General features: G+C 33.5%; 12 protein-coding genes and 1 pseudogene. 3 read left to right on the top strand and 10 right to left on the bottom strand.

All coding sequences use genetic code 11. The annotated features are described in order from the left end of the window. Together OU788_RS04675 and OU788_RS04670 are read right to left on the bottom strand one after the other, a co-directional pair. A pseudogene (locus OU788_RS04675) lies at positions 1-226 on the bottom strand (1-aminocyclopropane-1-carboxylate deaminase/D-cysteine desulfhydrase); the annotation flags it as partial. 31 nt (positions 227-257) lie between these two features. Continuing rightward, positions 258-1,097, bottom strand: a complete 840-nt coding sequence (locus OU788_RS04670) for a winged helix-turn-helix domain-containing protein (protein ID WP_274634079.1) — start codon at positions 1,095-1,097, stop codon at positions 258-260. A 323-nt stretch (positions 1,098-1,420) separates the two neighbouring features. Here OU788_RS04670 and OU788_RS04665 point away from each other — a divergent pair, with 323 nt between their 5' ends. Both OU788_RS04665 and OU788_RS04660 read left to right on the top strand, forming a co-directional pair. Then, a complete protein-coding gene (locus OU788_RS04665; RefSeq protein WP_274634078.1) occupies positions 1,421-1,843 on the top strand; it encodes a PH domain-containing protein in 423 nt (140 codons plus the stop codon). A gap of 152 nt (positions 1,844-1,995) precedes the next feature. Then, positions 1,996-2,799 carry an SDR family oxidoreductase gene (locus OU788_RS04660; protein ID WP_274634077.1) on the top strand — a complete coding sequence of 268 codons (804 nt, stop codon included), beginning with the start codon at positions 1,996-1,998 and terminating at the stop codon, positions 2,797-2,799. Positions 2,800-2,801: 2 nt separating this feature from the next. Here OU788_RS04660 and OU788_RS04655 read toward each other — a convergent pair whose 3' ends face one another. Beyond that, positions 2,802-4,718, bottom strand: coding sequence for an ABC-F family ATP-binding cassette domain-containing protein (locus OU788_RS04655; RefSeq protein ID WP_274634076.1), 1,917 nt, complete (start codon positions 4,716-4,718; stop codon positions 2,802-2,804). Between the two features lie 119 nt (positions 4,719-4,837). On the opposite strand from OU788_RS04655, the gene OU788_RS04650 reads away from it, so the two are divergent. After that, on the top strand, positions 4,838-5,233 hold the full coding sequence (locus OU788_RS04650) for a DUF983 domain-containing protein (protein ID WP_274634075.1): 396 nt from the start codon (positions 4,838-4,840) through the stop codon (positions 5,231-5,233). An 85-nt stretch (positions 5,234-5,318) separates the two neighbouring features. Here the strand turns inward: OU788_RS04650 and OU788_RS04645 are convergent, their stop codons facing one another. From OU788_RS04645 to OU788_RS04620, 7 genes are all read right to left on the bottom strand, one after another. After that, the gene (locus OU788_RS04645) at positions 5,319-6,368 is read right to left on the bottom strand and encodes an NAD(P)/FAD-dependent oxidoreductase (protein ID WP_274634074.1); all 1,050 of its coding nucleotides are present in this window, start codon (positions 6,366-6,368) and stop codon (positions 5,319-5,321) included. Between the two features lie 75 nt (positions 6,369-6,443). Then, entirely contained in the window at positions 6,444-7,304 is an 861-nt protein-coding gene (gene porN / locus OU788_RS04640) for a type IX secretion system ring protein PorN/GldN (RefSeq protein ID WP_274634073.1), read from the bottom strand. 19 nt (positions 7,305-7,323) lie between these two features. Further along, positions 7,324-8,700, bottom strand: coding sequence for a type IX secretion system motor protein PorM/GldM (gene porM, locus OU788_RS04635; protein ID WP_342454906.1), 1,377 nt, complete (start codon positions 8,698-8,700; stop codon positions 7,324-7,326). Further along, positions 8,684-8,860, bottom strand: coding sequence for a hypothetical protein (locus tag OU788_RS12905; protein ID WP_342454905.1), 177 nt, complete (start codon positions 8,858-8,860; stop codon positions 8,684-8,686). The genes porM and OU788_RS12905 overlap by 17 nt, the downstream gene beginning before the upstream one ends. A gap of 43 nt (positions 8,861-8,903) precedes the next feature. Then, a complete protein-coding gene (gene porL / locus OU788_RS04630) occupies positions 8,904-9,542 on the bottom strand; it encodes a type IX secretion system motor protein PorL/GldL (protein ID WP_274634072.1) in 639 nt (212 codons plus the stop codon). Between the two features lie 50 nt (positions 9,543-9,592). Then, positions 9,593-10,969, bottom strand: a complete 1,377-nt coding sequence (gene porK / locus OU788_RS04625) for a type IX secretion system lipoprotein PorK/GldK (protein ID WP_274634071.1) — start codon at positions 10,967-10,969, stop codon at positions 9,593-9,595. A 97-nt stretch (positions 10,970-11,066) separates the two neighbouring features. Further along, on the bottom strand, positions 11,067-12,227 hold the full coding sequence (locus tag OU788_RS04620) for a formimidoylglutamase (RefSeq protein WP_274634070.1): 1,161 nt from the start codon (positions 12,225-12,227) through the stop codon (positions 11,067-11,069). Positions 12,228-12,256 lie beyond the last annotated feature (29 nt).

Here is a 12,256-nt window from a genome sequence, read left to right as displayed (position 1 = left end):
TCGCTGCAATATGGTTTGAAAAAGCGCCACCAAAAGTCAACAAGGTTTCTTTTCCTTGTCGCTTTGCTTCTTCAATATTGTACTTTAGTTTTCTGAATTTGTTCCCTGAAACAAATGGATGAATGGTATCTTCTCTCTTTACAAAAAGTTCAATTCCTTTGCTTGCTAAAACGGGCATTTGAATTTGCTGATTTATGGGTGTAGGTATGTTGAGTTGAAAAAGCATTCAAAAAAATTAACACCACAAAAATACAGGTTTAATCTATTTCTAGCTTATACCCTACTCCGTGAATATTGGTGATTTTTATAGAAGCATCCTCTTTTAACTTTTTACGAAGTTTTGAAATGTAGGTATCTAAACTTCTACCTACCACAACACCATTTTCTTCCCAAACTTTTTTCATCAATTCTTCTCTTTTAATTACTTCGTTGGGTCTGTCAATAAAAATAGTTAACAACTCACACTCTTTATTAGATAACGGAATTTCTTCCGCTTCTTTAATCAACTTATTTTGTTCAGGATAAAATGTAAACCTTCCTAAACTTAGCGAATTGTTCGAAGCTGTGTCGGTTATTATTTTTCTTTTCTTTTTCTGATACACACCAAAACCCAAAATCGAAATTAAGAGTACGAATCCGTAGAAAAAATATTGATTCTTATTTTCCTTTTTAAGAAACTGGACATCTATAAAATAGCAATTGGCAGGCAACACTCTTCCCTTACAAGGTACAATGGCGTTTTCTTCACTCTGCATCATTTCGTAACTGTAAGCTACTTCCTCATTCAAACATTTTTTGACCTCTATACGATAGTTGACTGGTAATTCTGATTGAGAAAAACTTCTTTTCACAATCGCTACCAAACTATCAGGTGATACCTGCAAATTACTTTGAAAGGTTAATTGATATTTATGTTTGTTTAGTTCTTTTATAGGCAGGACCAATGAAGTAGAATCTTGGTTGGTTAACAACAATTGATGCCCTACATTTCGCAATGAAACTCTTACTTTTTCAGTAAACTCATTGTTGGTTTTACAAGAAATAAGTTGTACTGAAATTAAAAATATACCTATATAAAAAATAGCTCTCTTACTCATACAACTTACAAATAACACATTTTTTCTCTTCTTTTTTAGAGAATTGACATTTCTTTTACACTTTTTTGACATTTTTTACCAACCGTCATTCCGACCAGAGGGAGGAATCTCATTAATAGCAGTGACTCACAATCTTAAGATTTCTCCCTTCGCTCATAAAATCGCTTATTCGAAATGACATTATTTTACTATATTGAAGCTCGAAAATTGAAATAAAATAAAATTACTGAAATCTCCACTTATCACATTATAATACAGGGATAACAAAACTTTTATTTCTTATATAACGAGTTGGCAATAATTTAAGAAAAAACACAAACTGAATGAAAATTTATAAACCAAATAGAAAAGGATTTATCAATTATTTACTAATTGGTTCTGTGATATTACCAATAGCTATTTTCTTTATGGATAAGAGTACATTCTCGGAAAAACCGTTTATTCTTTTACCATTATTGAGTCCACTAATCTCAATATTTTGGATTTATTTTGACACATCTTACAAAATTGAAAATAATGAATTGATTTATAGGTCGGGATTTTTAAGGGGAAAAATCGGAATTCCAAACATAAAGGAAATAATGAAAGGAAAAACTATGTGGAGCGGAATAAAACCAGCACTGGCGAGAAATGGACTAATTATAAAATTCAATAAATTTGATGAAATTTATATAGCGCCGGAAAATAATGACGAACTGATTTCGGACTTAATAAAATTAAACTCTCAAATAAAAATAACGGAATAAAAAACTACTGGCAACAATGGCTATAGGTAATTGCTTGTTCTCGCCTACTTCTGAAAATCCTCGCGAATTTTCAGTTTGGTGCGTACTTGCAAAGTTAAGTGCTAAACCACGCAACTACTCATAGCCGAAACCGTTACAACCAAAACAAAAATATGTACTTAAAAGATAAAACAGTATTAATTACTGGAGGAGCTTCTGGAATTGGTAAAATAATGGTTCGTTTACTATTAGAACGAAAAGCCAAAGTTATTATCTGGGATATTAACCAAGAGAATATTGATAAAACAGTAACGGAGTTTTCTAACCTAGGAGAACTATTTACCTACACCATTGATATTTCAAACCTTGAACAAATTCAAGACACCGCTAAAAAAGTTAAAGCAGAAATTGGTATTGTTGATGTATTAATCAATAATGCAGGAATTATAGTTGGTAAATATTTTAAAGATCATACGGCAACTGACATTGCTAAAACCATGGAAATTAATGCAAATGCGCCAATGTTTATCACACTTGAGTTTCTTAAAGATATGTTGGATCGAAATTCAGGGCATATTTGCAATATTGCTTCGTCTGGCGGACTAGTTTCAAACCCTAAAATGTCGGTGTATGCAGCTAGTAAATGGTCGCTTATCGGTTGGTCGGATAGCTTGCGTTTAGAGATAGAACAACTGAATAAAAAAGTGAATATTACCACAATATTGCCTTACTACATTAATACTGGTATGTTTGACGGTGTAAGGTCTAAAATTCCAATTCTTGAACCTGAAGCAACAGCATTAACCATTGTTAAAGCAATTGGGAAGAATAAAAAGTTAATCAGTATTCCTGGTTATATTTACAGATTTACACGTTTTGCTCAAGCGGTAACGTCAATTACTATTTTTGATTGGTTTGCAGGAAACGTCTTTGGAATTTATAAAACAATGGAACATTTCTCTGGTCGCAAAAAGTAATATTAAAAACTAGCTACTTGTTCTTCTACTTGCTCCCACTCTTCCATTAACTCGTCTACTTTAGCTTTTTTGGCTTTGTAGTTTTCAAAGAAGTTAGGGCGAGAAGAAACTTCGTCGTAATTCTGAGCGAGTTCTAAATCTATTTGTTCAATTTCAGCTTCTAAATCCGCTATTTGGTTTTCTATTTTATTGAGCTTGTTTTTTAGCTTTTTCAGCTCCTTTTCTTGCTCTTTTGATAATTGATAAGCTTCTTTTTTAGATGTATCTTTTTCGTCTTTTACCACCGTTCTTTTTTCAGCATCACGTAAACTTTCCATTTTGTGTTGCTCTAAGAAGTAATCGATATCGCCTAAATATTCTTTTATTTCTCGATCTTTAAATCCGTACACGGTTGTAGTTAATCCTTGTAAGAAATCACGATCGTGAGATACTACGATTAACGTTCCGTCAAAGTTCTGTAAGGCTTTTTTCAGTACATTTTTAGAAGCAATATCCAAGTGGTTGGTAGGCTCATCCATTATCAACACGTTAAACGGTGATAATAATAACTTACACAAGGCTAAACGGTTTCGTTCTCCTCCTGATAGTACTTTTGCTTTTTTGTCTACCGCTTCTCCACCAAACAAGAAAGCTCCTAACATGTCTCTCACCTTTAATCGGTTAGAATCATTGGCAGCATCTTCCATAATTTCCAACACTGTTTTTTCAGGCGGTAATTCTTCGGATTGGTTCTGTGCAAAATATCCTATCTCTACATTGTGTCCGAGTTTTAAACTTCCTTCAAACGGAATTTCCCCTACCATCATTTTTGCTAAAGTAGATTTTCCTTGTCCGTTTTGACCTACAAAGGCAATTCTGCTATTACGCTCAATAAGTAAATCAACATCTTTTAATACCTCTTTTTCTCCGTAGTTCTTCGTTAAGTTTTCAGCCTCTACAATAATTTTACCTGGTTCTTTTGAAATTTCAAAACGAACATTCATCACTGCGTTATCATCTTGATCAACCTCAATACGCTCTACTTTTTCCAGCTTTTTAATCAGCGATTGCGCCATGGAAGCTTTACTAGCCTTTGCACGGAACTTTTCAATCAACTTTTCAGTATGTTCTATTTCCTTTTGCTGATTTTTCTGTGTTTGTAACTGCTTTTCTTTGATCTCAGCACGTAGTTTTAAGAACTCAGAATACGGTTTTTTATAATCGTAAATCTGACCTAACGAAATTTCTATGGTACGATTGGTTACATTATCTAAAAACATCTTATCGTGCGACACTAAAACGATAGCTCCTGCATAATTCTTCAAGAAGTTTTCTAACCAAATAATCGACTCGATATCTAAGTGGTTAGTAGGCTCATCGAGTAATAAAATATCATTATTCTGAAGAAGAAGTTTTGCCAATTCAATACGCATACGCCAACCTCCTGAAAAGGTATCCGTCAACTTATCAAAATCTTCACGTTGAAATCCTAACCCTTGTAAAATCTTTTCTGTTTCTCCTTGGTAATTATACCCACCAAGCAACTCATAACGTTCTGTTTTCTCGTTTAAATCAACAATTAATTGATTATACGCTTCACTTTCATAATCGGTTCTTTCCGCTAATTGACGGTTGATTTCATCAAGTTCTAGTTCAATTTCTTTAATTTCAGTAAATGCTTGGTAGGCTTCTTCTAAAATGGTTCGTCCGTAATCAAAATCAATATCCTGACGTAAAAACCCGATACGAACCTCTTTATCAAATGCCAACGTACCACCACTACTTTCAATATCTTTTGCCAAAACTTTAAGTAGCGTAGATTTACCTGCTCCGTTTTTTCCAATTAATCCAATACGATCTCCTTTAATTAATTTAAAGGTGATTCCAGAAAACAAATCTGTTCCCATAAAGGAAACTGATAAATCGTGTACGTTTAACATAATTTTAGCAAATTACCAAGGTTTTGTAACTGTGGTTACAAAATACTGTTTTATTTTTGTTGAAATTTGTGCAAACTTACAAAAAGCAAATAGTTAATCGAACTTAATATCTATAAGAAATGTTTGGAAAAGGAAGTAAATTATACAGTATTTTCAACAGCAAATGTCCTCGTTGTCATGAAGGTGAATTTTTCAAGTATAAACTAAATTTAAACCCAAAAAAAATAACTACGTTACACGACAATTGCCCTAAATGTAACTTTAAATACATGATGGAACCTTCTTTCTTTTTTGGCGCCATGTATGTTAATTACGCATTGGCAGTAGCACTTTTTGTTGCTATTTTTATTATAGCAAAGGTATTTATCGGATTGTCTATTTTACATAGTTTTATTGCTATTGTAATTGTTTCTTTAATCTTAACTCCAGTTACTATTCGTCTTTCAAGAATTATATGGATTAACCTTTTCGTGAGTTACAAAAAAGACGCTAAAGAATTACAATCAGAAAAGTAGTTTTTAAAATACAATCATATCAAAACAAAAATAGCTTCCTGATTATAGGAAGCTATTTTTGTTTGTGAACGTTTTTAGATTCACATTATTCAAATCTTTTAATATCAATCTCGCTATCTAATTTTTTACCATTTTCAAGGTGATTAAACAAGTTTTCGGCAACAGTTGGCGCTACCATAACTCCACGTGTACCTAAGCCGTTTAAAACTGCTAATTGAGCGTATTTAGGGTGGACACCTACTAAAGGCCTTCTATCTTTTACCGTAGGACGTATTCCTGCTGATTGTTCTATCACTGTATAAGGCACGGAAATAATTTTCTGAAGCTTATCTTCTAACTCTTTTCTTCCTTCTTCTGTTGGAATAGAGGTTTTATCTGTCCAATTAAATGTTGCTCCGACTTTATAGTTATCACGACCTAACGGCATTACAAAAACACTTCCTTTTAATAGAAAATCAATTTGTAAGTCAGGTGCATGAATAGTTATTGTTTCTCCCTTTGTTCCATTAAGTGGTAAGTAATTAAAAAATGGATTCTTTTTCAATCCAAAACCTTCACTAAACACAACCTGTTTAGCAATTATGTCATTGTATTGAACTTCAGCATTATCTTCAATCATTAATTTTGAATAATCAAAAGCTTCTTCAACAAGATTCCCTAAGGAATTGATATATTCTTTATAGGCAGTAACCAGTAATGGTGTATCTATTCTTCCTGTACCTGTTAACTCTCCAAAACCAAAATCACCAATGACTCCTTTAATTTTTCCTTTTTGAATAGTAGGGTTCATATAGTGAGCTAACATTGGCTTGTCTGAAGCTATAAACCAATTATTCTCATCGGCCACACTTGTAAACACCTTCTTTGTGATGAAACTATAATCTAACGTTATGTTTAATTTTTCTTCTAACTTTTTATAAAAAGGAAGTGCTTTTTGCAACTGCTCGTGACCGTTCCAAACAGGTGTAAATCGTTTTAAAATTACAGGATTGTATACACCTCCTGCTACTACAGACGATACTTGTGAGTTGTTTTCAAAAACTACAAAACTCTTGTTGTTTTCTATAAGCTTTTCTACTAACGCTATTCCTGACAGTCCTAACCCAACAACTATATAATCTACCTTTCTAATCATACCCCAAAAATACTATTATTACAACAAAAAAGAGCTTGCAATGCAAGCTCTTTTTTAATTATGTGTAGCAGAATTCTAGTAATTCCACATATCCATTTCACGATCACGAATACCTTCTTTAATTCTATTCGCTTCTAATAATTGGAATAATGAGTTTCCACGGATATAGTCAGAAATAGCTCTGTCTCCATAAATGTTTTCTTCCTTTAGAATTGTAGAATTAAAACGTCTTGCGTTTAACAAGTTATCGTAAGACAAGGGTTGCGCTGAGTTTTCAGGGTTGAATACTTTAGAATTGTGTAAGGTTTCTCTTGCATCTGGAAAATATACCCAGAACAATTCGTACACATTTTCTTTATCGTCAATTTCTTCAACTCCCATTACTTGTACGTCTGGTCCCATAGGAGCTAACGCTAATAAACGATACTTTAACTCACCTTGACGCTTATCAAAATACCATAAACCTTTTAACATATATCCTTTGATATCTTGAGATTGTACATAGTAAGGATCAACATAATCACCATTTTGGCGCTCGTTATAAGTCATTACTTTAACTTCCTCCATCCCTATTTTAGTAGTGAAATAAGAGTCGTTATAAACTTCTGTAATTTCACCATTTTTAATTCCTTTTAATAGGGTATCAAATAACGAACGTCTTGTTAATCCGGCATTCATAGTATCAATTGGGTAATAATAAGGGAGATTTATTTTTTGATTTAAATCTACGTATTCCCACACCACTTTAGACCATAACACATCTCTATCACTAATATAGCCATAAGGAAGTGGTTTGTCATCTTCTGAAGCGATTTGTGCTTCAGATTTAAATCCAATTTCATCTACCTTTTTAGCATTTAAAAGGTTAGCTTGTGCACTTGCATAGCTTGTAGCTGCAAATGCGAATAAAACCATATAAAAACGCTTCCAATTCATACTTTCTTGTTTTTACTTATTAATTTGTAATTTCTATAGCAACAGGTAATACTTTTTTGATGCTATAATTAGAGCCAGAAACTGATGCTTTAATATCAAAAATAGTAATTACATCATTTCTTCTAGCTTTTGATAACGCTGCTTTTGCTCTAGGATTTAATCTAGTTCCGTTAACTGGAATAGCTACTTGACCAGGAACTTTAATTTTAAAGCTAGATACGTTTAATTTTAAATCGAATAAGAAGTCTGGTAAACCAGCTGCGATACTAACATTTCCTAAACTTGCCTTTGGCATTTTTACTGTACCGTATTGTCCTCTTACCATACCTACTGCTGGTGGTATGTCTTTAATTCTAAATTTCTTTACAGAACGTACTCCTTTATCTGATCCTGCTGGTGTACCAGTTACAACGATATTTACTTCGCTTCCTTTACCTGGATACATTGCATATTTATCTCCACTTACTCTTTTTAAACCTGGAGCTGATGCACTAATTTTATTACTTGGTACTCCTGGAATAGAAATAGTTAATGGGTTAGATAAACCACGATATACTACATTCATCTTATCTGCCGAAACTAATGCTTCGTTTGGTCTTGGAATTACAGCATATGCTCCTTTGATGTCTATCTTAACAATAGAATCTCCTTCTTTAAACTGGAACTCTCCTTTTAATTCTTTGTCTCCTACGTTTCCTGCTGGACCGTCTAAGATAACTTGACCTGCTTGAATTTTTTCTTTCTCAATTTCTTCACCATTAACGATAACTTTCTCAGCTGTTAAATTAGGATCTTTCTTTCCTAAAACAATCTTACCTGATAAGTTTTCTCCTGGGTAGTATGCGCTCTTGTCGAAAACAACCATAGCCTCATACTTGGTCATAGAAACTGCACTTTGTAACTCTCCTTGTAATAACGCTGTTAACGCATCAGATTCTGTAGCTTTAATATCTGCTTGAATTTGAGTTAACTTTGTTAACGAAGCAATTAATGGGAAACCTTCATAGTTATACTTTAACCAATCGATTTTGTCTCCATCTTTATTAGTTACTTTTTCTGTACTGAAACGAGCTGCTACAACATCAGCAACATCTGTTCCTTCTAAAGCTGTCATTGCTTGATTTCTAAATCCATCAATTTTAGCTACAAATTCTTTACCTGCTTCAGTTACTTTTCCACCTTTAAAGAATAATTCGTCTAAAAACTTAGACTTATCCATAGTTTCATATGCTGTTTTATCTTCTATATCACCTGTCATTCGGCTCTTTAAATCTCCAACATATGCATATAATTCATCCGCAGCTACTTTTAGCTTATCTGTTTTTTCTTTAGCCTCTCCATATTGCTTTGCTTGTTCAGCAGCTTTTTGTGCTAAAGTTTCATAAGCCGCGTTTATTTTTTTCTGTTGACTTTATGTTTGCTTCGGTTAATTTTTCATTCATTAATCCAAAGGCTGATAATACCTCTTTACTCATGTTCATTGCTAACATTGCAATAAACACTAAGTACATCAGGTTAATCATCTTCTGCCTTGGTGATAGTTTTCCTCCTGCCATATTAATTAGTTTGTTTCGTTAATTATTTAGATAAACTAATTAATTACTTGTTAGACATTGCAGATAACATTCCACCGTAAACTCCATTTAACGAAGATAAGTTCGTTGCTAAAGATTGCATTTGCTCTTGTAAACGTTGAGAGTTTTCAACCATTGCAGAGTTTAAATCAGCTTGCTTACTAGCATTCTCTACTTGAGTTTGGTATAAACTGTTTAAAGATTCCATTTGAGCTGCTGCTCTAGACATTTGTTCGTTATAGCTGTTTGTAGCTGAAATTGATTGAGAAGCAGATGCTAAAGGCTCTACTGCTCCTTGGAAACTCTTAATACTATCTCCTAAACGAGATACTAATTGTGCGTCTAATTTAGCTTCACTTAAGATATTATCTAACTTTTGAGATAACATGCTTTGTGCTTCAACAGGAGAAGCTTCTTTTGCTTTTTTTCCTGTTGGTTGTCCATCCGCTAATTCTGGATATACTTTAGTCCAATCTAAATCGTCTTCTACTGCTTCGAAAGCTGATAATGCGAAAACAGCTGCTTCCACTATCATACCTATCATTAATACTTCATTTCCAAAAGGCCAGTGTAAAATTTTAAATAATGCTCCAATGATAACTACTGCGGCTCCTAAACCGTAAGCCATATTGAACATCTTCTTAGTTGATTTTGATTGTGCCATAATTTTAATTTTTAAATTTTTGGGGATTAATATTTATTCTTGTTTTCTTCTTAATTACTCTTGTTTGTTCCTAAATAATCTTGAACAGTTCTGAATCCGATATAACTTCTTGCTGTGTCTGCATATTCCCAATCACGAGAACTTACTTCTAAGAAATAGGCTACATCTTTCCATGAACCTCCACGGATAATTTTTCTTCTATTTTCCTTAATTTCTACGTTAGGGTTCATTGTAGACCCCATGTAGTAAGACATTTGGTTGTACGCTGTATTTGTCCATTCAGAAACGTTACCTGCCATGTTGAATAATCCATATTCATTTGGATTGTATGACATTGCTTCTACCGTATATAAAGCTCCATCTGCCGCGTAGTCTCCACGTACTGGTTTAAAGTTTGCTAAGAAACACCCTCTATCACTTGTAGTACTTGGCCCACCCCAAGGGTATTTAGCATAATCTAAACCTCCACGAGCTGCATATTCCCACTCAGCCTCTGTTGGTAATCTGAACGCTGGTACTAATCCTAACTTTTTTCTTGAACGTTGGAAGTTATTTTTAGTTTGAGTTCTCCAGTTACAAAATGCTTTTGCTTGATTCCAAGTTACACCTACTACTGGGTAGTTTTCATATGCTTTATGAGCAAAATACTCTTGGTGCATTGGATCGTTGTATGAATAGTTGAAGTCTTTAATCCAAACTGTGGTATCTGGATATACGTTAATTACTTCATTTTTTAAGAAATCTTTTCTGTTCTTTCCTGTTCTTGCTGCTGCTTCGTTATCAAACCAGTAGTATCTGTAGTTTAATAATTTAGTATTAAACGTTCTAATTCCGTTTAAAGCCTCGTCTTTCTTAATATATAAAGAATCCATTACCTCTACATAATCAGCATCTGGATATTCAGGAGCTTCCCAAATAATTTCTTCTTCCCAGTTTAATGGTTTTAAAGAATCTAATCCTGCTCCTAACTCGTAGTAGTTTTCACGCATGTACTTTTCGTAAGGAGTTTCATTTACTGTATCTTTTGATGCAAATGCATATAATTGAATACCTTCTGCTCTTCCTGCTCCTTCTCCTTCACCAGCTCCCATAGATGCAAATTCTGCTTGGTACGCTAATTTAGTTCTTGTAATAGAATCTCTTACCCAGAACACGAATGCTTTATACTCACTATTGGTAATTTCTGTTTCATCCATGTAAAATGGTTGTACAGTTACCGTTTTAGTTGGTGCATTCATAGCTCCCATAGGATCTTCATCTTGTTTACCCATAGTAAAAGACCCTCCTGGTATTTTAGCCATTCCATATGGTTTTTCAGCAAACCATTTTCTTGTAGACTTTACTCCTACTAACTCTCCTCTATCTCCACTTGAACCACAAGAGTAGATGATAGATACCAATAATGCAAGTAATGCTATTTTTTTCATATTATATCTTTTCTTATAAAAGAGGCGTAAACCTATTATTTTTTTTATTAAAAAACAATTACGAGTTATATTTTTTCACACATTAGGCAACTTTCTTTTAAACAAGCTTTTGCAAAGCCTTGTACCACCTTTCAGGTGTTTTTTGCTGTAATGCGAGTTCATAATCTCGATAGCTACATGGTATTAACGCATGTCTTTTGTGTTTATTATTCGATATTAAATTTATTTCCATCCACCAACGACCACTTTTATCACTTTTATAAAAGTTTATTGGGTCGTCATCGCTTAAAAGCACGGTAAATTTTTGATAACTTTCTTTGGTTGCAAACGGATAATCTTTTGCTCTAGAGTTCATTCCTTCTATAAAGTACCAAATTATTTGAGCTATCAATTTTGCTGTTTGACTGTTGGAGTCTAACATAACATTGTACTCGTAAATTCCGAAAGAAGTTACTTTATCACTTATCCCTGCATATCGTGCTATTGCACAAATTTCTTCTCCATAAAATCCGTTTGGTGAAGCATTTTCGTTTGCTGGCGCTTCACTTTGGCGAATACTTCCTATATCTACACTCACCACATCTGCATCTCTCATTATAGGCTCTACTAAAGTAATATCTTTTACTTCTCCTAACCTATAAGCATCGAAATACAATTTATCTAACAATTCTATTTCTTCTTGTGAGTTGAAATAGGTTTGATATCCTATATTACTGAAGTTAAAAAGATTGTTAGGTTCTTCCATAACAATTCTGCTTACATACGATTTTGATGTAAGTTCCTCTTCTAACGAACCTAAATCGAATCGACTATCAACCGCTACTAAATTAACGGTTTGTTCTAAATTATCGTAAGCTCTATAATTCGCATAGGTAATATCTTGCCCACCACCTATGATGATCGGCAAAATATTATTCTTCAGTAAAAATTCTATTGATGATTTAACCGCAAAATAAGTATCTTCTACGGTATTTCCTTTTTCTATATTTCCTAAATCGGCAATTTGGGTTGTCCATTTACCAGCATACAACTGATAAAAATGTTTACGAATTTGGTCTAAACCATTTCCGCAACCTTCATTACCTACAGATCCCCTTCCGTCTTTAACTGCTAAAATAGCGATTGAAACGTCTGTTAAATCTGGAAAACCATTTTCAACAGTATGAAGTTGAACTATCTTACCTAATGCCGAAGGTGCTTGCTCAAGCACGTGAGCAGCCACAGATTCTTCGATAGGTGTAAAGAAGTCAATATTCATTTATTGGGGGATTTTTAGGGTGCTAATAT

The sequence above is a fragment of the Tenacibaculum sp. L6 genome (assembly GCF_028823685.1).
In the GTDB taxonomy this organism is placed as follows: Bacteria; Bacteroidota; Bacteroidia; order Flavobacteriales; family Flavobacteriaceae; genus Polaribacter.
This window is presented reverse-complemented; position numbering and strand designations above follow the sequence as displayed.

Coding starts and splice junctions, on each gene's coding strand:
- OU788_RS04670 (WP_274634079.1), bottom strand. CDS start 1,097: ATGAGTAAGAGAGCTATTTTTTATATAGGTATATTTTTAATTTCAGTA.
- OU788_RS04665 (WP_274634078.1), top strand. CDS start 1,421: ATGAAAATTTATAAACCAAATAGAAAAGGATTTATCAATTATTTACTA.
- OU788_RS04660 (WP_274634077.1), top strand. CDS start 1,996: ATGTACTTAAAAGATAAAACAGTATTAATTACTGGAGGAGCTTCTGGA.
- OU788_RS04655 (WP_274634076.1), bottom strand. CDS start 4,718: ATGTTAAACGTACACGATTTATCAGTTTCCTTTATGGGAACAGATTTG.
- OU788_RS04650 (WP_274634075.1), top strand. CDS start 4,838: ATGTTTGGAAAAGGAAGTAAATTATACAGTATTTTCAACAGCAAATGT.
- OU788_RS04645 (WP_274634074.1), bottom strand. CDS start 6,368: ATGATTAGAAAGGTAGATTATATAGTTGTTGGGTTAGGACTGTCAGGA.
- porN (WP_274634073.1), bottom strand. CDS start 7,304: ATGAATTGGAAGCGTTTTTATATGGTTTTATTCGCATTTGCAGCTACA.
- OU788_RS12905 (WP_342454905.1), bottom strand. CDS start 8,860: ATGGCAGGAGGAAAACTATCACCAAGGCAGAAGATGATTAACCTGATG.
- porL (WP_274634072.1), bottom strand. CDS start 9,542: ATGGCACAATCAAAATCAACTAAGAAGATGTTCAATATGGCTTACGGT.
- porK (WP_274634071.1), bottom strand. CDS start 10,969: ATGAAAAAAATAGCATTACTTGCATTATTGGTATCTATCATCTACTCT.
- OU788_RS04620 (WP_274634070.1), bottom strand. CDS start 12,227: ATGAATATTGACTTCTTTACACCTATCGAAGAATCTGTGGCTGCTCAC.